Annotated in this window: 19 protein-coding genes and 2 tRNA genes; 10 read left to right on the plus strand and 11 right to left on the minus strand. The window is 54.1% G+C overall.

Features of this window, described 5'->3' with window-relative positions:
• Window positions 1-272 precede the first annotated feature (272 nt).
• Window positions 273-1,691: a glutamine synthetase family protein gene (locus EC840_RS10765; protein ID WP_129639393.1), complete on the minus strand. Its 1,419-nt coding sequence runs from the start codon at window positions 1,689-1,691 to the stop codon at window positions 273-275.
• Window positions 1,692-2,083: 392 nt separating this feature from the next.
• Between EC840_RS10765 and puuD the strand changes: the two genes are divergently transcribed.
• The 3 genes from puuD to EC840_RS10780 are packed head-to-tail and all read left to right on the plus strand — an operon-like array spanning window position 2,084 to window position 4,813.
• Entirely contained in the window at window positions 2,084-2,887 is an 804-nt protein-coding gene (puuD, locus tag EC840_RS10770) for a gamma-glutamyl-gamma-aminobutyrate hydrolase (RefSeq protein ID WP_132965268.1), read from the plus strand.
• Window positions 2,888-2,891: 4 nt separating this feature from the next.
• Window positions 2,892-3,449: an HTH-type transcriptional regulator PuuR gene (puuR, locus tag EC840_RS10775; protein WP_112291936.1), complete on the plus strand. Its 558-nt coding sequence runs from the start codon at window positions 2,892-2,894 to the stop codon at window positions 3,447-3,449.
• A 50-nt stretch (window positions 3,450-3,499) separates the two neighbouring features.
• Window positions 3,500-4,813 (plus strand): FAD-binding oxidoreductase, encoded by a 1,314-nt coding sequence (locus tag EC840_RS10780; RefSeq protein WP_132965270.1) that lies wholly within the window; start codon window positions 3,500-3,502, stop codon window positions 4,811-4,813.
• Between the two features lie 54 nt (window positions 4,814-4,867).
• Here the strand turns inward: EC840_RS10780 and EC840_RS10785 are convergent, their stop codons facing one another.
• Window positions 4,868-5,062 (minus strand): hypothetical protein, encoded by a 195-nt coding sequence (locus tag EC840_RS10785; protein ID WP_112291939.1) that lies wholly within the window; start codon window positions 5,060-5,062, stop codon window positions 4,868-4,870.
• Between the two features lie 194 nt (window positions 5,063-5,256).
• On the opposite strand from EC840_RS10785, the gene EC840_RS10790 reads away from it, so the two are divergent.
• A complete protein-coding gene (locus tag EC840_RS10790; RefSeq protein WP_132965275.1) occupies window positions 5,257-6,984 on the plus strand; it encodes a potassium/proton antiporter in 1,728 nt (575 codons plus the stop codon).
• 45 nt (window positions 6,985-7,029) lie between these two features.
• On the opposite strand, the gene osmE is transcribed toward EC840_RS10790, so the two are convergent.
• Window positions 7,030-7,362, minus strand: coding sequence for an osmotically-inducible lipoprotein OsmE (gene osmE / locus EC840_RS10795; RefSeq protein WP_112291944.1), 333 nt, complete (start codon window positions 7,360-7,362; stop codon window positions 7,030-7,032).
• 242 nt (window positions 7,363-7,604) lie between these two features.
• Between osmE and EC840_RS10800 the strand changes: the two genes are divergently transcribed.
• Window positions 7,605-8,204: a cupin gene (locus tag EC840_RS10800; protein ID WP_129638017.1), complete on the plus strand. Its 600-nt coding sequence runs from the start codon at window positions 7,605-7,607 to the stop codon at window positions 8,202-8,204.
• 7 nt (window positions 8,205-8,211) lie between these two features.
• Here EC840_RS10800 and EC840_RS10805 read toward each other — a convergent pair whose 3' ends face one another.
• The 5 genes from EC840_RS10805 to EC840_RS10825 all read right to left on the minus strand — a co-directional run bounded on the left by EC840_RS10805 (window position 8,212) and on the right by EC840_RS10825 (window position 15,142).
• The gene (locus EC840_RS10805) at window positions 8,212-9,804 is read right to left on the minus strand and encodes a methyl-accepting chemotaxis protein (RefSeq protein WP_207914757.1); all 1,593 of its coding nucleotides are present in this window, start codon (window positions 9,802-9,804) and stop codon (window positions 8,212-8,214) included.
• 244 nt (window positions 9,805-10,048) lie between these two features.
• Window positions 10,049-11,116 carry an ABC transporter ATP-binding protein gene (locus EC840_RS10810; RefSeq protein ID WP_120161291.1) on the minus strand — a complete coding sequence of 356 codons (1,068 nt, stop codon included), beginning with the start codon at window positions 11,114-11,116 and terminating at the stop codon, window positions 10,049-10,051.
• Entirely contained in the window at window positions 11,109-12,878 is a 1,770-nt protein-coding gene (locus EC840_RS10815; RefSeq protein WP_013574892.1) for an iron ABC transporter permease, read from the minus strand. Before EC840_RS10815 ends, EC840_RS10810 begins: the two co-directional genes overlap by 8 nt.
• An 87-nt stretch (window positions 12,879-12,965) precedes the next feature.
• The gene (locus EC840_RS10820) at window positions 12,966-14,054 is read right to left on the minus strand and encodes an ABC transporter substrate-binding protein (protein WP_132965279.1); all 1,089 of its coding nucleotides are present in this window, start codon (window positions 14,052-14,054) and stop codon (window positions 12,966-12,968) included.
• A gap of 197 nt (window positions 14,055-14,251) precedes the next feature.
• Window positions 14,252-15,142, minus strand: coding sequence for an SDR family oxidoreductase (locus EC840_RS10825; RefSeq protein ID WP_132965281.1), 891 nt, complete (start codon window positions 15,140-15,142; stop codon window positions 14,252-14,254).
• Window positions 15,143-15,260: 118 nt separating this feature from the next.
• Between EC840_RS10825 and EC840_RS10830 the strand changes: the two genes are divergently transcribed.
• A complete protein-coding gene (locus EC840_RS10830) occupies window positions 15,261-16,205 on the plus strand; it encodes an AraC family transcriptional regulator (RefSeq protein ID WP_132965283.1) in 945 nt (314 codons plus the stop codon).
• 59 nt (window positions 16,206-16,264) lie between these two features.
• Here the strand turns inward: EC840_RS10830 and EC840_RS10835 are convergent.
• Window positions 16,265-16,352: transfer RNA gene (locus tag EC840_RS10835), tRNA-Ser, on the minus strand.
• 195 nt (window positions 16,353-16,547) lie between these two features.
• Window positions 16,548-16,635 (minus strand) — tRNA-Ser (locus EC840_RS10840).
• A gap of 387 nt (window positions 16,636-17,022) precedes the next feature.
• On the opposite strand from EC840_RS10840, the gene yccA reads away from it, so the two are divergent.
• Entirely contained in the window at window positions 17,023-17,688 is a 666-nt protein-coding gene (gene yccA / locus EC840_RS10845; RefSeq protein WP_112287404.1) for an FtsH protease modulator YccA, read from the plus strand.
• A 107-nt stretch (window positions 17,689-17,795) separates the two neighbouring features.
• On the plus strand, window positions 17,796-18,125 hold the full coding sequence (tusE, locus tag EC840_RS10850) for a sulfurtransferase TusE (protein WP_112287395.1): 330 nt from the start codon (window positions 17,796-17,798) through the stop codon (window positions 18,123-18,125).
• A 6-nt stretch (window positions 18,126-18,131) separates the two neighbouring features.
• Here the strand turns inward: tusE and yccX are convergent, their stop codons facing one another.
• Window positions 18,132-18,410, minus strand: coding sequence for an acylphosphatase (gene yccX / locus EC840_RS10855; protein ID WP_112287394.1), 279 nt, complete (start codon window positions 18,408-18,410; stop codon window positions 18,132-18,134).
• 98 nt (window positions 18,411-18,508) lie between these two features.
• On the opposite strand from yccX, the gene rlmI reads away from it, so the two are divergent.
• Together rlmI and hspQ are read left to right on the plus strand one after the other, a co-directional pair.
• Window positions 18,509-19,702, plus strand: a complete 1,194-nt coding sequence (rlmI, locus tag EC840_RS10860) for a 23S rRNA (cytosine(1962)-C(5))-methyltransferase RlmI (RefSeq protein WP_132965285.1) — start codon at window positions 18,509-18,511, stop codon at window positions 19,700-19,702.
• Between the two features lie 137 nt (window positions 19,703-19,839).
• A complete protein-coding gene (gene hspQ / locus EC840_RS10865) occupies window positions 19,840-20,157 on the plus strand; it encodes a heat shock protein HspQ (protein WP_112287392.1) in 318 nt (105 codons plus the stop codon).
• The last annotated feature ends 17 nt before the right edge of the window (window positions 20,158-20,174 follow it).

The raw sequence follows: 20,174 nt of genomic DNA on the forward strand, positions 1-20,174 counted from the left end.
AAGTATTGCCCCATATTACATTTCCTCATAGTGGCGACCGTTTTTAATTTGGGATCGCACACGAACCTTGTTATCTATCCGGATCTGGGTCCGGCCTCTGTTGAATTAGTTTGGGTACTGCATATATAAAAAAATAACCGGCGCCTTTAAGCGTCGGTTATCTGCAGTGCGGCGTATTTTGCACAAATCACGCATAAATGACAACATTCAGACGCGTTGCGTTACAAATTCTTTTCCAGTATTGAACATAATGCGCGGATTCGTTAACCGTGCTACGCGTTGCGGAGCATCCAGTCTATCTCCGTCTCCGTCACGCGCCGTTCAAACTGCAACAACTCGTTCGATTTACAGGTGTGATAAACGTGCGAGAAACGCTCGCCAAGGATTTTTTTCAGCGCCGGCTGATCGTCAAAATCATACAGGGCATCGCTCTGGCGGATTGGCAGCGGAATACCTTCCTGTTCCAGACCGTTACCGGTCACTGGTTCCGGCAACGGCAAGTCGTTATCCAGTCCATGCAACATGCCCGCAAGCACGGTGGCGACCACTAAATACGGGTTGGCATCAGCACCGGCCACGCGGTATTCGACACGGTGATCGGCAGTTCCGCCGCACGGGACACGCAGTGCAACGGTACGGTTATTATGGCCCCACGACGCCTGCGTCGGCACATACATGCCCGGCTGGAAGCGGCGGAAAGCATTGACGTTAGGCGCTAATACCGCCATCGAGGCTGGCATTAAAGCAATCATTCCGGCGAGAGAGCGTTTCATCAGCTCAGAATCTTCGCCACCGGCACCGGCAAACAGGTTCTTACCGTTGTCGTCGAGCACGCTGAGATGGATGTGCATACCGCTGCCCGCATATTCGTCATACGGTTTCGCCATAAAAGTGGCGTCCATATCGTGATTTTCCGCGACCAGCCGCACCAGACGTTTGAGCATCAGGGCGTAATCGCAGGCGCGCAGAATGTTTTCGCTGTGGTGCAGATTGATTTCGAACTGGCCGGGAGAAGATTCCGCCACCGCGCCATCCGCAGGTAATCCCTGAATGTGTGCCAGACGGTCAATGTCACTGAGCACATCGGCAAAGTGATCCAGATTATCGACGGAATAAACCTGAGTATGCATGCTGCGTTCCTGCGTCCCCGGCGTACACGGCGGCTGAATGTAACCTTCCGCATCGCGCTGCCTGTCAAGCAGATAGAACTCCAGCTCTACCGCTACCACCGGGAACAAGCCCCGCTGGCGCAATGTTTGCCAGATATGGTTCAGCACATTGCGTGGTTCAACGTTAAAGGGAGTGCCATCTTCGTCAAGCATAGTCAGAAGCAACTGGCCGATATGTTCAGGGTCGGAAGCCGAGGGCGTCAAGGTGCCGGGAACCGGGATACAGGTGCGGTCGGGCTCGCCCAGTTCCTGGCCTAATCCGGCTTCTTCCACGACATTACCGAGAATGTCCATGGCGAAAACCGATGCCGGGAAATAACAGCCTTTTTCGAGTTTACGGAGTGCTGAGACGGGAATGCGTTTGCCGCGGAAGGAGCCATTGAGATCGGTGAGCAGGACGTCGACGTGAAGGGTTTGCGGGTGACGCTCCAGGTACTGAGTTACTTCATCCTGGAACGCGCTACTTCGCTCTTCAGCGTGCTTAGCGAGGGGTTCGCTAATCTCTTTCTTGATTTCGTTCATCAGTTCAGTCGCTTGCATAGGTTTTCCGCCATTTGCTGGTTTCCGGCATATCAGGCACCACCATGATGCCAGCCGGTTATCTTTACCGGGTCATTACCCTGTTCAACGCAGTGCTCTCATGTTGTCGCGATCCTCTCGAATGTGCTCAAGCCTTTTATGCTCAAACCGTATGCTCAAACCGTTCATTGCTCAAAATAACGGCCATTTGCACCCATATGATTAACCCTAGCCTTAACATTAATTATTTGCAACACCTACATTATCGCAACATATCCGTTTGAAAAGCGACCACAGCGCTGCTAAATTGGTCAATAACAGGTCAATATTCTGAGCAGTTTCGTGCGGGGAGGCGCGTGCTGTCAGCAAATTCATCTACTCAACGAGGCGGTATTATGGGCAATATATTTTCCACGACATCCACGGGAAAAGAGACGCGCTACAGACCGGTCATTGGGGTAGTTATGTGTGAGAACACTGTCGATGAAAACCCTGCTCTGACTGTCCATGAAAAATATCTGGACGCCATCTTTAATGCCGATGCCCTTCCCGTCTGTCTTCCGCATGAACTGGCAGCACGCGAAGGCGCGATAGACCAGATTCTGCGCGGTCTGGACGGCATCTTCCTCACCGGCAGCCCCAGCAATATTGAGCCCTATCAGTACGGTGAAGAAGGTGTCGAGGATCTGGCCGATCCCGGCCGCGACCGCCTGAGTTTGCAGTTAATCCGTGCGACGCTGGAGAAGAGAATCCCGCTGTTCGCCGCCTGCCGTGGATTGCAGGAACTGGTGGTTGCTACCGGCGGCAGTTTGCACCGTAAAGTGCAGGACGTGCCGGGCTATATGGACCACCGCGAAGACACTTCGTTGCCGCACGACGAGCAGTACGCGCTGGTGCATCCGGTGCATATTGAACCCGGCGGCTTACTTTCGGAATTGTTACCCGATTATCAGCAGTTTCAGGTGAACTCCCTTCACGGCCAGGGAGCCAACCGTCTGGGCGACGTGCTGACCGTGGAAGCACGCGCACCGGACAATCTGGTGGAAGCCGTGAGTGTCCGCAATCATCCGTTTGCCCTTGGTGTGCAGTGGCATCCGGAATGGCACAGTCTGACGGATCCCGTATCCCGCCAGCTGTTTGAGGCTTTTATCGCTGCCTGTCGCAAAGGCCATCAGGCCCGGAGCGCACGAGAGGAATAAACGGATGAGCGAAGTCAGTCTGGCGCCTGGTCGCCGGCTTTCTGAAATTCGCCAGCAACTCGGTATGTCCCAACGCAAAGCCGCCGAGTTGTCTGGCCTGACCCACAGCGCCATCAGCACCATCGAACAGGACAAAGTCAGCCCCGCCGTCAGTACGTTGCAAAAGTTATTGCGGGTTTACGGGCTGTCACTTTCAGAATTTTTCGCCGAGGAACATAAGAGCAACGAGCCGCGGATCGTGATTAATGCGGCGGATTTAATCGAAATCGGCAGCCGCGGCGTGTCCATGCGCATGGTCCACAACGGCACACCGAACCATACCGTCGCCATGTTGCTGGAAACCTATCAACCCGGCAGCACAACCGGCGATAAGATCAAGCATCAGGGCGAGGAAGTCGGCACCCTGTTAGAAGGAGAAATCATCTTAACCGTCAACGGTCAGAGTTACCCGCTGCGTGCGGGGCAAAGTTATGCCATTAACACCGCGAACCCTCACAGCTTTAGTAATATTTCGACGCGGATTTGCAGGATTGTTAGCGCACATACCCCTAATACCTTCTAGTTGTCATCGACTCCGGGCGAGGCAACGGGAACCCAAAGAAGGATGTCACCATGAGTGCTCAAACAGGAAGTCCCCGCGCTGCCGGTGTGCCCCACACCGACAGCTATTACGCCAGCTCCGCCAACAACCATGCGCCGTGGCCGGAACTGACTGACAATATTGAGTGCGATGTCTGTATTGTCGGTGCCGGTTATACCGGCATTTCTTCTGCTTTATATCTGTGCGAAGCCGGTTACGACGTGGTGGTGCTCGAAGCCGCCCGCGTCGGCTGGGGCGCCAGCGGACGAAACGGCGGACAGGTCGTTAATTCCTACAGCCGCGATATAGATGTGATTGAAGAACGTTACGGACGTCAGACCGCCGATATGCTCGGCAGCATGATGTTTGAAGGCGCGAATATTATCCGTCAGCGCATCGACCAGTACGCCATCGACTGCGACTATCGCCCCGGCTGTATTTTTGCCGCGCTCAGTGCGCGCCAGCTTACGAAATTGCGCGATCAGCAAAAGTTGTGGAATCGCTATGGTCATACCGAACTGCGGCTGCTGGATGAAACTGCCGTACGCCGCGAGATCGCCACCGACCGTTATGTCGGCGGCCTGCTGGATAAAAACGGCGGTCATCTTCACCCGCTGAATCTGGTGCTGGGCGAGGCCGAAGCGGTGCGCCGTCATGGCGGGCGTATTTTTGAAGGCTCGGCAGTGACACGTATTGACCACGGAGAACCGGCATTAGTGTATACCGCGAAAGGTCAGGTAAAAGCCAAATATGTGATTCTGGCGGGCAACGCTTATCTGAGTCAGCAGCTGGCGCCGCGCCTTACGCGCCTCAGCATGCCGTGCGGCTCGCAGATTGTGGCGACGGAACCGCTGTCGGATGACATCGCGTTATCGCTTTTGCCAAACAATTACTGTGTGGAAGACTGTAATTACCTGCTCGATTATTTCCGCCTGACCGCGGACAACCGCATGTTGTACGGCGGCGGCGTGACCTACGGCGGCAAAAATCCGCCGAATATCGATTCGGTGATCTTGCCCAAGCTCAACCGCACCTTCCCGCAGCTAAAAGGCGTGAAGATAGATTACCGCTGGGGCGGCAATTTCCTGCTGACGTTATCGCGCCTGCCGCAGTTTGGGCGGCTGGAAAACAACATCTATTACATGCAGGGAGACAGCGGGCACGGCGTGACGCTGACGCATCTGGCCGGGAAGCTCATCACCGAAATGCTGCGCGGCGACGCCGAACGTTTCGATGCGTTCGCCCGTCTGCCGCACATGCCGTTCTTCGGTGGCCGCAACTTCCAGGTGCCGTTTACCATGCTCGGCGCGGCGTACTATTCGCTGCGCGATCGTTTAGGCGTGTAGAACCTCAATCCCCGCAGAATTTCTGCGGGGAAAATTGACGCAACTAACGAGTTTTCAGCCTTTGCCCGCGACCGGAAAGTCACTGTCAGTGCCCACTTCGGGCAACTCATTCAGATCTGGCTCGATCCCCTGCGAAATGTAATCTTTTGCGGCTATCGACTGCTCATTGCCCGCCGCATCGCGGATCAGCACATGTTTGATCGCCCCGTCTTTCATCACCTCGCGGTGTACACCGGTATATTCACTCATTGTGGTTTCCTTTTTTATGAACTGCGCATAGATATCACTCATCTTTAAGCATAGTTTTTTATTCTTAACTGCAACTAATAAAAATCTTAAATGAGCCCAGCAACGCGCTCATTTTCCTGATAAATTAGGGGGATTGTCACTGATGACGACACCGCACGCCCCCGCACCACTCATGCCTTAAAAGGAGAACGCTCTTGGACGCCAGCACGATTAATACTCTTTTCTTTATTGGCGCCCTGTTAGTCGCAGCGAGCATTTTGCTCAGTTCGTTCTCTTCTAAGCTTGGCATCCCTATTTTGGTCATTTTCCTCGCCATCGGTATGCTGGCGGGCGTAGACGGAATTGGCGGCATTGCGTTTGATAATTACCCCGCCGCCTATCTGGTCAGTAACCTGGCGCTGGCCGTCATTTTGCTCGACGGCGGGATGCGTACCCGCGCCTCTTCCTTTCGCGTTGCGCTATGGCCCGCACTGTCGCTGGCGACCGTCGGCGTCCTGATTACTGCCGGTCTGACCGGGCTGGCTGCCGCGTGGCTGTTCAATATCAACCTGATGCAGGGTTTGCTGATTGGCGCGATTATCGGCTCAACCGATGCGGCGGCGGTGTTCTCACTTATCGGCGGTAAAGGCCTGAACGAACGTGTCAGCGCCACGCTGGAAATTGAATCCGGCAGCAACGACCCGATGGCGGTATTCCTGACCATCACCCTGATCGACATGATTTCCAAAGGCCAGCACGGCCTGAGCCTGATGTTTGTGGTGGATGTGGTGCGCCAGTTCGGCCTCGGCATTGTGTTTGGTGTCGGCGGTGGCTGGTTGCTGCACAAGCTGATTAATAAGATTACGCTGGCGGCCGGGCTGTATCCGTTACTGGCGTTCAGCGGCGGCTTGCTGGTTTACGCCGCCACCATGGCGCTGGAAGGCAGCGGCATTCTGGCGGTGTATCTGTGCGGCCTGATGCTCGGCAATATGCCGATCCGCAACCGTCACGGCATTTTGCAGACCTTCGACGGACTGGCGTGGCTCAGCCAGATTGGCATGTTCCTGGTGCTCGGTTTGCTGCTGACGCCGAGCGATCTGCTGCCGATTGCTATCGCGGCGCTGGCGTTGTCACTGTGGATGATCCTGCTGGCACGTCCGCTGTCGGTGTTTGTCAGCCTGATCCCGTTCAAAAACTTTACCCTGCGCGAACGCGTCTTTATTTCGTGGGTCGGCCTGCGTGGCGCGGTGCCTATCATTCTGGCGGTGTTCCCGATGATGGCCGGACTGCCTAACGCCACGCTGTATTTCAACGTCGCGTTCTTTATCGTGCTGGTTTCCCTGCTGCTTCAGGGTACGTCGCTGGGCTTTGCGGCGAGGAAAGCCAAAGTACTGGTGCCACCGCAGCCGACGCCGGTTTCCCGCGTCGGGCTGGATATCGACGTGTATAACGACTGGGAACAATTTATCTATCAGCTGGGCTCCGACAAATGGTGCGTCGGGGCGGCGTTGCGTGACCTGCAAATGCCAAAAGCGACGCGGATTGCGGCATTGTTTCGTGGCAAAGAAATGCTGCATCCGACCGGCAGTACGCGGCTCAAAGAAGGCGATATTCTGTGCGTGATCGGCCAGGAAAAGGATCTGCCGGAACTGGGTAAACTGTTCAGCGACAGCAATAAAGTGGTGCTGGATGACCGCTTCTTCGGTGACTTTATCTTGCAGGCAGATGCGCCGCTGGATGCGATTTCACAGCTTTATGGTCTGAATCTGGAAGAGACGGTGGATCAGTCGCAAACGCTGGGACATTTTGTGATCAGGCTGCTCGGTGGTGAACCGGTTATCGGTGACCATATCGAATGGGACGGGCTGACGTGGACGATCGCAGAAATGGACGGGAATCAGGTGAGTAAAGTCGGCGTGAGGATTGTGACGCAGAAGGCTTGATGATTTAACGCCTTCCCCTCTCACGAGGGGAAAGCGTTAATTGAATTACTGACCAGCCTGCGGGTCTTTATCGTAGTCTGAACAGGACTGATAACCCTTATTCATGACATGACCGGTGTCGTTATAGCTAACGAAGTAGGTCTGAGCTTTGCCATCACGCGGAGCAACCGCATAAGTCTGGCAAGTCCCTTTAGCATGGATAAGCGTGGCTTCAGTCGATGGTGGCCCTGCAATTGCACGAACCTGAGATTTGGTCATACCGACTTTAACGTCGCTGACGACAGGCTCTTTAACGTAGCTTGCTGCGCGATCGTAAGTCTGACACCCTGCCAATACAGAAACAGCTGTAGCAACCACAAGTAACATTTTCTTATTCATAAACTTCTCCTCCTGAGTACTTTTTGTATTGTTAAGCATAGAGGACATAAAGGATTTCGCCAGCCAATATGACTTTTATATGTTGATTGCTACATATTTTAAGTTTTTTCTGATAACAGTCTTCCTCCCGCAACCCTTCTCTCTCAAATGTTTTTATGTTTCCAAAAAGAGGATTTTCAGGTTCTTTTGTTCTATACATGAAAGAGGTAAGCCATTGATTGCGCGATAAGGAGCCCTGCCTGATGCTGTTGGATCGACGCCGGTTTGTTACTTTGCTGGGCGTGCTCGCCCTGATACCGATGCCACGTATGGCCTTCGCGACTGCCAGAGAGGTTGCTATGGATACACTGCTGATTAATAAACCCGACGGCGGTGTGCCGAATAACGCATTGCCGGTGCTGATTTATCACCGCGTCATTCCCCCCGATACCTCTGATAATGCGGAATACCTCGAACACCTTTTCCGTACCAACGGCTGGCCGCCGCAGTGGCGCTATCCGGTGTATACCTTTACGCATTTTCACTCCAACACTCATGAAGCGCTGGGTGTTTATGCCGGTAGCGCAAAGCTGCAACTCGGCGGCGAGCACGGAAAAATTATTGAGGTAAACGTAGGGGATGTGTTGTTGCTTCCGGCCGGGATCGGCCATAAACAGATTTCAGCCGATGAAGATTTCATGCTGGTCGGCGCGTATCCGCCGGATGTGAAAGCTGACCTTTGTCATGACGAACTGCCACAACTCGCAGCACGCACCAAAGCGGTAAATGCCGTGCCGCTGCCCGCTACGGATCCGGTGACCGGACACACTGAAGGCAGCATGCTGGTGTGGCATCAGAAATAAAGATTGATTACGCCGCCGTCAGGGCAAACCGCGCGACGGCCTTTTCCAGACGCTGCGACTGATCCAGTAACTGCTGGGAAGACGCCGCCGCATGATCGGCCAGTTTGCCGTTTTGCAGCGTCACATGATTAAGTGCGGTGATGCGTTCGGAGACATCGTGAACACTTTGCCCCTGATACAACGTCGCCTCTGAAATCTCACTGACCAGCGCACTCAGGCCGTTGAAGATATGGATAATCTCATCCAGGCTCTGACTGAGCACCGTCACAGACGCCGAACCACGGCCAATCTGCTGCACGGAATCATCAATCAGTTGATGGATACCCCGCGTTGAATGGCTGCTCTTTTGCGCCAGCAGGCCGATTTCTTTCGCCACCACCGCAAAGCCGCGTCCGTGCTGACCGGCGTGCGCCGCTTCAATCGCCGCATTCAGCGCCAGAATATTGGTCTGGAATGCCACGCTGTCAATCATAGAAACAATACTGCTCATTTCCGAGGACTGGCTGACAATCTCCTTCATCGCCGTGTCCACCTGCCCCATCACTTCGCCGCCGCGGGTCGCTACGCCTTTCGCCTGTTCGGCCTGTCGGGTGGCCTGCCGGGCATGGGCGGCATTTTCTTTCACGCGCTCATTGAGGTGAGTGATGTGTTCGGTGGCAGCTCGCAGTTCCCCGCTTTGAATCGCCGCCTGCGCCGACAATTCCTCGTTGCCTTTTGCCATCTGATCAATGTTCAGCATGATATGCGCCGAGGCGTCACGGACTTCGCTGACCAGTTTTTGCAGGCCGCGCTGCATATTGCGCAGGCTGACGCCCAGCTCACGGACTTCGATCACCCGCGCATTCTCGTCTTCGACATCCCGCGATAAATCCCCGGCAGCCAGCACGCTGATGTGCCCGATCATGCGTTGCAGCGGTCGGATAATCCACGCAGACACACCGCGCCAGACCAGTACCGCGATCACCGCCAGAATCATCAGCGCGCCCATAAACAGGGTTTTCGCCTGTGACAACGCATTCAGCAATCTGTCGCTGAGCGACACCGCCGTGTGCTCGTTAACGTCCAGATAAGCATAATATTTCTGGCTGAAGTCATCCTGAAACGCCTGGATCGGCACTTCAAAGAAGGAATCGATATTGTTGTTCTTTTGCAGGCCACCCGCCTGTTCGCGCAGACCGTCATAAAACATCTGGTAGCTGGCTTTTAGCTCCGTCGCGGCCTGATTGCCGTCTTTGGTCATCTCCTGAAACTGCGTGAAGGCTTTCTGCGATGCGGTCAGTGAGCCGAGCGATTCTTCCATCAGGCTGTTCCAGCTGCCGACCGAGCCGGTTTCTTTATCCTGCATGTAATAAATGCCAGCACGGTTGAGTTTGTCACTGGCCATCAGCAATTCCATGCGGGCTTTATCCATCACGGCTTGTTGCTGACGCAAATTTTCGGTGGCGATCACGTTGTTTCGCGCATCCTGAAGGATTTTGGTGAGCACGACAGTGGAGAAAATCTGCAAAGCAGAAAACAGGGTGATAACACAAATTACCCCAAAAAGTATTCCCCGTGGACGTCTGAAGAAAGCAGATCGAAACAATCTGCTGAATGGCATCTTACCAGTAAGTGAGCGAGTGGTTAAAATCATGATTATTCTGCATTATTTAAACAGGAAGCAGAATTTTACGCGCGGGAAATGACAGAAATATTTCAATAAATTGTCCGACTTCCGGTAATACCCTAAATAATTGAAGCTGCAGGAAGGCGGCAAGCGATGGGATCCCGATGAGCTTACATAAGTAAGTGATTCGGGTCCCTGGGCGTAGCCAACGCACCTGCAGCTTTAAGTATGACGGGTATTATTTGGGAAAGATCCAGACATGCTGTTCGGGTAGCTTCAGGTGGCAGTGCTGCGGATCTCGCACATCGGTGCCATACGCACGAATGACAAAATCATCGCCAGCCGTGCGGAACAGATATTCCCAGCGATCACCGAGATACATGCTGGTCAGCAACGGTAATTCCAGCTGATTCTCGCCCGGTCCGTCCGCCAGCACCACGCGTTCGACGCGGATCACTGCCGTGCCCTCCTGCCCGGCCTGCACGCCCTCTCCCGCCTGTCCCCACAGCACCCAGCCGCTGCCTTCGATGCGCGCTTTGCCGTCGCGCACTTCGGTGACTTTGCCGTGCAGACGGTTGTTGCTGCCCATAAACTCTGCGGTAAACAGTGTTTTCGGCGAGCCGTACATTTCCTGCGGCGTGCCCTGTTGTTCGATTTTGCCGTTATTGAGCAGCAGAATGCGGTCTGAAATCGCCATCGCTTCATTCTGGTCGTGCGTCACCATCAGCGCCGACAGCCCCAGTTTGATGATCAGTTCGCGCAGGAACACGCGCGCTTCTTCACGCAATTTGGCGTCGAGGTTCGACAGCGGCTCATCAAGCAAAATTACCGGCGGGTTGTACACAAGCGCACGGCCAATCGCCACGCGCTGTTGCTGACCACCGGAAAGCTGATGCGGATGGCGTTTGCCCAGATGTCCGAGGCCCAGCTGGTTCAGAACATCCTGCACACGCCGGGTGATTTCACCGGCAGAAACTTTGCGCAGTTTCAGCGGATACGCCACGTTCTCGAATACTGTTTTGTGCGGCCACAGGGCGTATGACTGGAATACCAGCCCGAGATTGCGTTCTTCGGCCGGAATTTCGCTGCGCGGAGTGCCGTCGTAAACTTTATTTTTGCCGATAACGATGGTGCCTTTGACTGGTTTTTCCAGTCCGGCGACCGCACGCAATAAAGTGGTTTTTCCGCTGCCGGAAGGTCCGAGCAGTGATACCACTTCGCCACGTTTCAGATCCATCGAAACGCCTTTTAACACCGGATTGTCGCCGTAGGTTAAGTGCAGATTGTCGACCGATAATTCAATCATGTAATTTGACTCCAAAACGAAGGGCAATACCCAGACCTAACACCACCAGCAGGATGTTAATAAAGGAGAGCGCGGCCACAATATCAATGGCACCCGCCGCCCACAGGGAAACCAGCATCGAGCCGATGGTTTCCGTACCCGGCGAAAGCAGATACACACCGGTGGAATATTCGCGCTCGAAAATCAGGAACATCAGCAGCCACGAGCCAATCAGACCGTAACGCGACAGCGGAATGGTGACGTGACGGGTGATCTGCCCGCGGGTTGCGCCGGTACTGCGCGCCGCTTCTTCCAGTTCCGGCCCGACCTGCAACAGCGTCGAGGAAATCAGCCGCAGACCATACGCCATCCACACCACGGTATACGCCAGCCAGACGCTAAAAATCGTGCTGCGCAGCGATCGCAGCCAGACCACCAGGTTATCGCGCAGCCACTGCGACCATGGCATACCCGAAAGCCAGCCGGATTTGAGCGCGTTATCCAGCCACATCGGCAGGAACAGGAACACCCACAGGAAGGCCAGACCGGCCAGCAGCCCCGGCACCGCACGCGGTACCAGCACGCTGTAATCGAGGAAGCGGGTGACGCCGTCCGGTTTACGGTGCATCGCGATGCCGATAAACAGATAACAGGCCACCGCCAGCGCGCCGCCGATAACACCAATGGCCATGGAGTTGACGATCGCACGCAGCAGGTTCGGCTGTTCCCAGATGGTGCGGAAAGTATTAAGCGACAGTTCGTCCCAAATGGAGACACCGACGCCCCAGTTGGAGATAAACGCCCGCAGCATCACGCCAATCAGCGGAACGCCGATAGTGACTGTCAGCCAGAACGCCACTACGGCACCGGCCACCCAGCGCCATTTGCCGAGCGGCAAGGCACGCGCCTGCGACGCTTTTCCTTTGACCGTGACGAAACGGTTGGCGGTACGCATCAGGCGGCGCTGCAACATGACCAGCGGAATAGTGATACAAATTAGCACCACGGCGACGGCAGCCATCAGATGATAAGACGGCGTGCCGAGTTTGTTGGTCAGCTGATACAGATAGGTCGCCAGCACCATGTTGCCTTCCGGGTCGCCGAGCACCAGCATCAGACCGAACACTTCCAGCCCGAGGAAGAACAGCAACACGGTGGCGTACAGGATCGACGGGCGCACCATCGGCAGACTGACCGCAGTCATCACCTGCAACGGCGAAGCACCGGCGGTTCGCGCGGCCTCTTCAACATCCGACCCGACGCTGCGCAGCGCCGAGGAGATATACAGGTACGCGTGCGGAACGTGCGTCAGACCGGCGATCACCACGATGCTCGACATGTCGTAAATGTTCCACGGGACGAACCCAAGAATAGCCTGCGCCCACAGCGAGAAGAACCCGACCGGACCGGCAGCCACTACGTAGCCGAAACCTAATACCATCGGCGAGACGAAAATCGGCACCAGGATCAGCGGTTCAATCACGCGTCTGCCCGGTAAATCCGTACGCACCATCAGGAACGCCAGGATACCGCCGAGCGGAATCGCGATCACCACCAGCCCGAAAGCCAGAATAAAACCGCTTTTCAGTGCCTTGTAGAAATCCGGATCGGTAAAGATGAATCCAAAAGATTCGAGGCTCCATTCTTTTGATGGGGAAAAGAACGGCGCGGAGAGGAAACTTTGTATCACGATGAACGACAACGGGATGTAGATAACCAGCGCCGTTATCAACACCACAATGCCGCGCGGCAGGCTCTGCCACTTTCTGCGCAATGCATTCATGTTACTTCCCTTCGGTTAGAAACAAGGAGAGCTAAATCAGGCAGGAAAAAGGAAGCGCGACAGAAAGTGACGCGCTTCGATATGCCACTACTTGGCAGCAGCGGTACGCCATTGTTTGATGTAATCCAGGCGTTTTTTCTGTTGCAGGTATTCCAGCAGGGTTTCATCGACCGGGATTGGCTTGAGCGCATTGCCTAACATTTTGGTCATGCCGTCGATGTCGTTTTTGCCTTCGATATCGTTGCGGATGGACGGAATGTCAGCCTGATTGGCCAGAATGCTCTGCCCTTTCTCTGACAAGACGTAGTCCAGCCACAGTTTGGCAGCATTGCTGTTTTTCGATTCCTGGCTGATGAAAGACACGCGGGAAAGTACCAGGGTGTAATCCTTCGGATAGGAAATCCCCAGCGACGGATCCGTTTTGGCGCGGGCTTCTGCGTACGATCCGAGAATATTGAAGCCGATCAGGTTTTCGCCGGAAGAAACGCGTTCCATCATGGTGCCGGTGGAAGACTGCACCGCTAAGCCACCTTTGGCGACGTCAGCCAGCGTTTTGAAATAATTCGGATCGGCTTTGAAATCTTGTACCGACAACATGAAGCCGAGACCGGATTTCTCGATATCGTACGTGGTGACTTTTTTGTTGAATTTTTCGGTCTGGCTGGCGATCAGTTTTGCCAGCGCTGCATGTGAATCAGGCACATCACCGGCCGGGATCAGACGCTTATTGTAGATAAACACCACCGGCTCATAGGTCGTGCCGTAGGCTTTGTCTTTCCACATCGCCCATTTTGGTAACTGACCCTGTTCAGGGGATTTATATTCCTGCGCGTAGTCTGTCGCCAGTTTCAGCGCGGTATCCATGGAAGAACTCCAGACGACATCACCGCTGGTGCCGCCCGCCGCCTGCTCACTGATATAACGGTTGTACAGTTCGGTGCTGTTCATGTCGTTATATTCGACTTTGATACCCGGATAAGTCGCCTCGAAGCCCTGGATCAGGGGGCCTGCGGCTTTGGTGTCGGTAGTGGAATACACCACAACTTTGCCTTCTTTGGTCGCCGCATCGACGATTTTTTGATAGTCGGCCGGATAACCCTGAGGTAATGCAGACATTGCAGAGGAAGACATCATTACAGCCACAGCAATCAGAGAGATACGTAATTTATTCGACATTATTGTTAACCTCTAGTTACATTTGAGAAACTAAAAATCAACATAACGCATAACATCGGACTGGCAATAGGGTAACGTTTTTATCTTCCCAATTTGTGATTCGGGGCGTTTTTTAGGCAATTAACACCATTAAAACCACGGCAAAAATGCAAAACAGGTCACCTGAATGACCTGTTTTGAGGGTCAGAAAACGGGAGTTATTTAAAATATCCGGCGGTCTCAATATCGGTCAGTAAATCCGGATGTACCGGTTTCCAGCCCAAAATATCGCGGGTGAACTGGCTGGACGTCGGGTTATTTAGCGAAGCAAAATGCGTGAACCAGCCAAAGTGTGCCGCCAGATCTTGCCCGTTTTTACTGACCACTGGCAGATTCAGGTGCTTACCAATCAGCGTGGCAATGTCGCGAAATGGTACGCCTTCCTCTGAGTTCGCATGATATATCGCATTCTCCGCGCCCTTCTCCAGCGCCAGCACAAATACCTTCGCGGCATCAAAACGGTTCACCGCGGGCCAGAGATTTTTGCCATCGCCCGGATACGCTGATTCGCCTTTTTCGCGGGCCGTCGCAATAATCAGCGGCACAAATCCGTGATCACCCGCACCATGCACCGAGGGCGGCAGACGCACCAGTGAAACCCGCACGCCCTCCTCTGCCAGCTTAGCAACGGCAAGATCAGACGCCACACGCGGATTTTGTCCCTGCGGATCGGGTAAATCATTTTCTGTCGCCAGACGTCCGGTACTCACCAGCGCCGTGCCGGAGGTCACGATCAGTGGTTTTTTTGTGCCTTTTAACGCTGCGCCTAAAGCACCAATCGCCAGCCGGTCTTTTTCACAGTTTTCCAGAAACTTCGAAAAGTCATGAATAAACGCGGTGTGGATCACTCCGTCGGCCTGCGCTGCGCCGGACGTCAGACTGTGCAGATCTTCAATACTGCCGCGATGCACATCGGCACCCACGTCTGTCAGCGCCTGCGCCGAAGCATCAGAACGCGCTAAACCGAGCACCTGATGGCCTGCGCGCAGTAATTCCTGTACCACCGCAGAACCGACAAAACCTGTTGCACCTGTCACGAATACACGCATTGCAAATTCCTCTTTAATTGGCTAAATCTGCTGCTTTCGTAAAAGAATATAGGCGCTGGAGAAAAGACGATCTATGCGCTAATGTCCGTAATATCTTTGCAATCGTCCGGAGTCACTGATGGATCCTCTTTCAGATGTGTTGTCACTGCTGAAGCCGCGCAGTTATATGTCCAAAGGTTTTGAAGCCGGTGGCGAATGGTCGGTGCAATTCCCTGACCATTATCAGTCAATTAAATGCAACGCCATCATTACGGGTGAATGCTGGCTGGCTGTTGATGGCGTGCCCGCCGCAGTCCATCTCAAAGCTGGTGATTGTTTTGTGTTACCGGGCGGACGCCCGTTCAGGCTGGCGAGCGATCTGAATCTTCCGCCTGTCGACGCCGGGCCGATTTTCCAGCAGGCGCAGGATGGTGGGACTGTTTCCTGCAACGGCGGCAAAGATTTCTTTCTCACCGGCAGCCGTTTTGCAGTCAGCGGCGCAAACGCCTCAACCCTGCTGGCAATGTTGCCGCCAGTGGTGCATATCTCGAAAGAATCCGACAGGCAAAGTTTGCGCTGGGCAGTGGAATGTATGATGCAGGAACTGCGCGATGAGCGGCCTGGCGGATTGCTGATCGCGCAGCATATGGCGCACATGATGCTGGTGCAGGCGCTGCGGATGCACGTCGATAATTCACCGGCAGGTGAAACCAGTGGCTGGTTTGCGGCGCTGGCGGATAAGCAACTTTCCAGGGCACTGAATGCAATGCATGAGGATCCCGCAAACCGCTGGACGGTGCAGATGCTGGCTGAACGGGCGGGTATGTCGCGTTCGGTGTTTTCGCAGAAATTTAAGCTGGCCGTCGGCAGTGCGCCGCTGGAATACCTGACGCGCTGGCGGATGTTGCTGGCCGGAGACCGGCTGGCGAACGGTAAAGAACCGGTGTCAGCTGTGGCGTTGTCGCTCGGGTACGAATCAGAAAGCGCGTTCAGTACGGCGTTCAAACGCACATTGGGATGTTCGCCGGGGAAGTACGGGCAGAAAGAAGAATCGGACGTAGAAAATACAGTAATTGCGGAATGAGTCGAATTTCAGACACAAAAAAAGCCGCTAATTGCTTAGCAGCTTTGATGTGTTGTTTATGGCGGAGGAGGAGAGATTCGAACTCTCGAATGGTTTCCCATCGCCGGTTTTCAAGACCGGTGCCTTCAGCCGCTCGGCCACCCCTCCGTAAACAACAAGCACTTCGCGATGTCAGTCGTTCAGTACGGGGCGTAGTATACAAGACCGAGGAAAAGATGCAATCATTATTTTCAGTCTAGTTTGTTGATTTTATGAGCATTTAAATTGTCTGCACAAAGTCGCGCATAAATCGCAGACACAAAAAAAGCCGCTAATCACTTAGCAGCTTTCTTGTGTTGTTTATGGCGGAGGAGAAGAGATTCGAACTCTTGAATGGTTTCCCATCGCCGGTTTTCAAGACCGGTGCCTTCAGCCGCTCGGCCACCCCTCCGCAACGAAGCGAACTATAAACAGTGCCGATCATCTTGTAAAGTCAGATTCTGTTCGTTTGCCTGAAAAACAGGCATTCGGCTTGCAAGCGGCGATTTAAGCATCATTTCGGCGATTTTGAAGCCAGGAAACCGCGTCCTGCCCGCCCTGAGCAGGTAAAGAAGGGTAAAACGTCTTTAATGACGCTCCGCAACTACTTACACTGCAACCTGTTTGTATTTTCACCGACTCCAATTAGATACCCAAAATAATTTGGGTCGCAGGAAGGCGGCAAGAGAGGGAATCCCGATGAGCTTACACAGGTAAGTGATTCGGGTGACCGGGCGAAGCTAACGCATCTGCGACACAAAGTATGAAGGGCTTAAGTGAGAATTTTATTATGAACCGCATGGATCGTATCGTTGCATCTTCGTCATCATCACGCGCTGGCTCGTTGCTAAGCACGCACCGGGTGCTGCGTAATACTTATTTTCTGCTGGCGCTGACTTTGGGCGTTTCCGCAATTACTGCGACGGCAAGTACGGTTCTGAGATTGCCGTCCCCCGGTTTTCTGCTGACCCTCGTTGGCTTCTATGGCCTGATGTTCCTGACTTACCGCACAGCGAATAGCCCTGCGGGTATTTTGTCCGCTTTCGCGCTGACCGGCTTTATGGGTTATACGCTCGGCCCTTTGCTGAGCTCGCTGCTTTCGGTCGGTGCCGGTGACATTATTATGCTGGCACTGGGCGGTACCGCACTGGTGTTCTTCTGTTGTTCAGCCTACGTGCTGACCACGCGCAAAGACATGTCGTTCCTTTCCGGCATGATGATGGCAGGTTTTGTTGTGCTGCTGGTGGCGGTGATCGCTAACCTGTTCCTGCAAATTCCGGCGCTGTCGCTGGCAATCAGTTGCCTGTTTATTCTGTTCTCTGCGGGCGCGATTTTGTGGGAAACCAGCAACATTATTCATGGCGGCGAAACCAACTATATTCGCGCGACCGTGAGCCTGTATGTCTCGCTGTACAACATCTTTGTCAGCCTGCTGAGCATCCTGGGTCTGTCATCGCGTAACTGATGATACCGGATGGTCCTCTAAGCCCCGCCCTTGTGCGGGGCTTTTTATTTTGTCTGACCGGCATTTTTGATAAACTGACCGCCGCATTTTTACGGGTTTGAGGTTGTATGCTGCAGTTTGAAGGTCAGGTTATTGAAACCGACGCTCAGGGTTACCTGAAAAACAGTCAGGACTGGCAGGAAGGCATGGCGCCCCTGCTGGCGGAAGAAGAAGGGATCGCGCTTACCGACGCCCACTGGGAAGTCGTGCGCTTCGTGCGCGAGTTTTATCTCGAATTCAATACCTCGCCTGCCGTACGCATGCTGGTGAAAGCGATGGCGCAGAAATATGGCGAAGAGAAAGGCAACAGCCGCTATTTATTCCGGCTGTTCCCGAAAGGCCCGGCCAAACAGGCGACCAAAATTGCCGGCCTTCCCAAGCCGGTGAAGTGCCTGTAAAAGGCTTCAGTATTTGATTTTGAAATCACTGTAATGGCCGGGTGCGGTCGGCTCGCTGAGCACACGATCTACCCGTGCATGCTTCGGCCCACCCTGCTTCAACCAGGCCAGCAGCTGTTCTACCTTTTCCTGTTCGCCGCACGCCACCACTTCGACGCTGCCATCCTCAAGATTTTTTGCGTAACCGGTCAGACCTAAACCGGTGGCCTGATGTTGGGTCGCAAAACGAAAACCCACGCCCTGCACCATGCCGTACACATAGGCGGCTATACTGACTGTTGCCATAATTTTCTCTCCGTTAGCGGTATGGTTCGTTGCAATTTCACCTGCATGACCGGACAATGTCGCTCTTTTTTGTCTCCGAACCGACAGAACCTAATTTTATGACTGCACGTTTAATTCTGGCCAAAGGCCGTGAAAAATCACTTCTCCGCCGCCATCCGTGGGTATTTTCCGGCGCGGTACACCGTGTCGAAGGCAAAGCCAGTTCCGGCGAGACTATAGATATTGTAGACAGTCAGGGAAAATGGCTGGCACGCGGTGCCTATTCACCGTCTTCTCAGATCCGTGCGCGTGTCTGGACGTTCAAGCAAGACGAAGATATCGACATTGAATTCTTTATTCGCCGTCTGCAACAAGCGCAAAACTGGCGCGATTATATCGCTAAGCGCGACGGGCTGGACGGTTACCGCCTGATTGCAGGTGAATCCGACTGTCTGCCGGGCATCACCATCGATCGCTTCCAGAATTTCCTGGTGCTGCAACTGCTGTCAGCAGGTGCCGAATATCAGCGTGCACCGCTGATTGCTGCGCTGCAACATTGCTATCCGGAATGCGCAATCTGGGACCGTTCGGACGTCGCCGTGCGTAAAAAAGAAGGCCTGGAACTGACTCAGGGACATGTGGTCGGCGATGAGCCGCCTGCCCTGCTACCAATTCAGGAACACGGCATGAGCCTGCTGGTGGATATCAAGGAAGGCCACAAAACCGGCTTCTACCTCGATCAGCGCGACAGCCGTCTTGCCGCACGTAACTATGCTGCAGGCCGCAACGTTCTGAACTGTTTCTCTTACACCGGCGCGTTTGCGGTATCTGCGCTGATGGGCGGCTGTACGAAAGTCACTAACGTGGATACCTCTCAGGCAGCGCTTGACGTGGCACGTCAGAACGTGGAACTGAACAAGCTGGATCTGTCGAAAGCCGAATTCGTGCGTGAAGACGTTTTCCAGCTGCTGCGTAAATACCGCACCGAAGGCCAGCACTTCGACATGATCGTAATGGATCCGCCGAAATTCGTTGAGAACAAAAACCAGCTGGCGAGCGCCTGTCGTGGCTACAAAGATATCAATATGCTGGCACTGCAACTGCTTCGCCCGGGCGGTATCCTGCTGAGTTTCTCCTGTTCCGGCTTGCTGCCAACAGATTTGTTCCAGAAAATTCTGGCCGATGCCGCACTCGATGCAGGACGCGAAATTCAGTTCGTTGAGCAATTCCGTCAGGCCGCCGATCATCCGGTGACCGGCGCCTATCCGGAAGGCTTGTATCTGAAAGGTTTCGCCTGCCTGGTGATGAACTGAAAAGAGTCTGACAGACTAAGCACGGCGTGCTGTACTGACGACACGCCGTCGAATTTTTAGCAGAATGAGCGGTCATAACTTGAAATAGCGCGTTTTATCTCCATATAGAGATCAATGAATTATTTTGGGAGGTGACTATGATTGCCAGTAAATTCGGTATCGGCCAGCAGGTTCGCCACAGACTGTTAGGTTACTTAGGTGTGGTGATTGATGTCGATGCAGAGTATTCGCTCGAAAAGCCCGGTGTCGACGATGTCGCCGCTGATGACTCCATGCGCACCGCTCCCTGGTATCATGTGGTGATGGAAGATGAAGAAGGCCAGCCGGTTCATACCTATCTGGCGGAGATTCAGATTGATCACGAAGCCGCGCGTTCTCATCCGGAGCAAACGTCTCTGGATGACCTGGCTGAATCAGTCCGCAGACAGCTGATGGCGCCACGCCTGCGTAACTAAGTCTGCTCCTGCGGCAC

Origin of the sequence: Rahnella sp. JUb53, assembly GCF_004346065.1 — a bacterium.
Taxonomy (GTDB): Bacteria; Pseudomonadota; Gammaproteobacteria; order Enterobacterales; family Enterobacteriaceae; genus Rahnella; species Rahnella variigena.

What these genes read in the sequence shown, in the direction of transcription:
- EC840_RS10765 (WP_129639393.1), bottom strand. Translation starts at nt 1,691, where the DNA reads ATGAACGAAATCAAGAAAGAGATTAGCGAACCCCTCGCTAAGCACGCT.
- puuD (WP_132965268.1), top strand. Translation starts at nt 2,084, where the DNA reads ATGGGCAATATATTTTCCACGACATCCACGGGAAAAGAGACGCGCTAC.
- puuR (WP_112291936.1), top strand. Translation starts at nt 2,892, where the DNA reads ATGAGCGAAGTCAGTCTGGCGCCTGGTCGCCGGCTTTCTGAAATTCGC.
- EC840_RS10780 (WP_132965270.1), top strand. Translation starts at nt 3,500, where the DNA reads ATGAGTGCTCAAACAGGAAGTCCCCGCGCTGCCGGTGTGCCCCACACC.
- EC840_RS10785 (WP_112291939.1), bottom strand. Translation starts at nt 5,062, where the DNA reads ATGAGTGAATATACCGGTGTACACCGCGAGGTGATGAAAGACGGGGCG.
- osmE (WP_112291944.1), bottom strand. Translation starts at nt 7,362, where the DNA reads ATGAATAAGAAAATGTTACTTGTGGTTGCTACAGCTGTTTCTGTATTG.
- EC840_RS10800 (WP_129638017.1), top strand. Translation starts at nt 7,605, where the DNA reads ATGCTGTTGGATCGACGCCGGTTTGTTACTTTGCTGGGCGTGCTCGCC.
- EC840_RS10805 (WP_207914757.1), bottom strand. Translation starts at nt 9,804, where the DNA reads ATGCCATTCAGCAGATTGTTTCGATCTGCTTTCTTCAGACGTCCACGG.
- EC840_RS10810 (WP_120161291.1), bottom strand. Translation starts at nt 11,116, where the DNA reads ATGATTGAATTATCGGTCGACAATCTGCACTTAACCTACGGCGACAAT.
- EC840_RS10815 (WP_013574892.1), bottom strand. Translation starts at nt 12,878, where the DNA reads ATGAATGCATTGCGCAGAAAGTGGCAGAGCCTGCCGCGCGGCATTGTG.
- EC840_RS10820 (WP_132965279.1), bottom strand. Translation starts at nt 14,054, where the DNA reads ATGTCGAATAAATTACGTATCTCTCTGATTGCTGTGGCTGTAATGATG.
- EC840_RS10825 (WP_132965281.1), bottom strand. Translation starts at nt 15,142, where the DNA reads ATGCGTGTATTCGTGACAGGTGCAACAGGTTTTGTCGGTTCTGCGGTG.
- EC840_RS10830 (WP_132965283.1), top strand. Translation starts at nt 15,261, where the DNA reads ATGGATCCTCTTTCAGATGTGTTGTCACTGCTGAAGCCGCGCAGTTAT.
- yccA (WP_112287404.1), top strand. Translation starts at nt 17,023, where the DNA reads ATGGATCGTATCGTTGCATCTTCGTCATCATCACGCGCTGGCTCGTTG.
- tusE (WP_112287395.1), top strand. Translation starts at nt 17,796, where the DNA reads ATGCTGCAGTTTGAAGGTCAGGTTATTGAAACCGACGCTCAGGGTTAC.
- yccX (WP_112287394.1), bottom strand. Translation starts at nt 18,410, where the DNA reads ATGGCAACAGTCAGTATAGCCGCCTATGTGTACGGCATGGTGCAGGGC.
- rlmI (WP_132965285.1), top strand. Translation starts at nt 18,509, where the DNA reads ATGACTGCACGTTTAATTCTGGCCAAAGGCCGTGAAAAATCACTTCTC.
- hspQ (WP_112287392.1), top strand. Translation starts at nt 19,840, where the DNA reads ATGATTGCCAGTAAATTCGGTATCGGCCAGCAGGTTCGCCACAGACTG.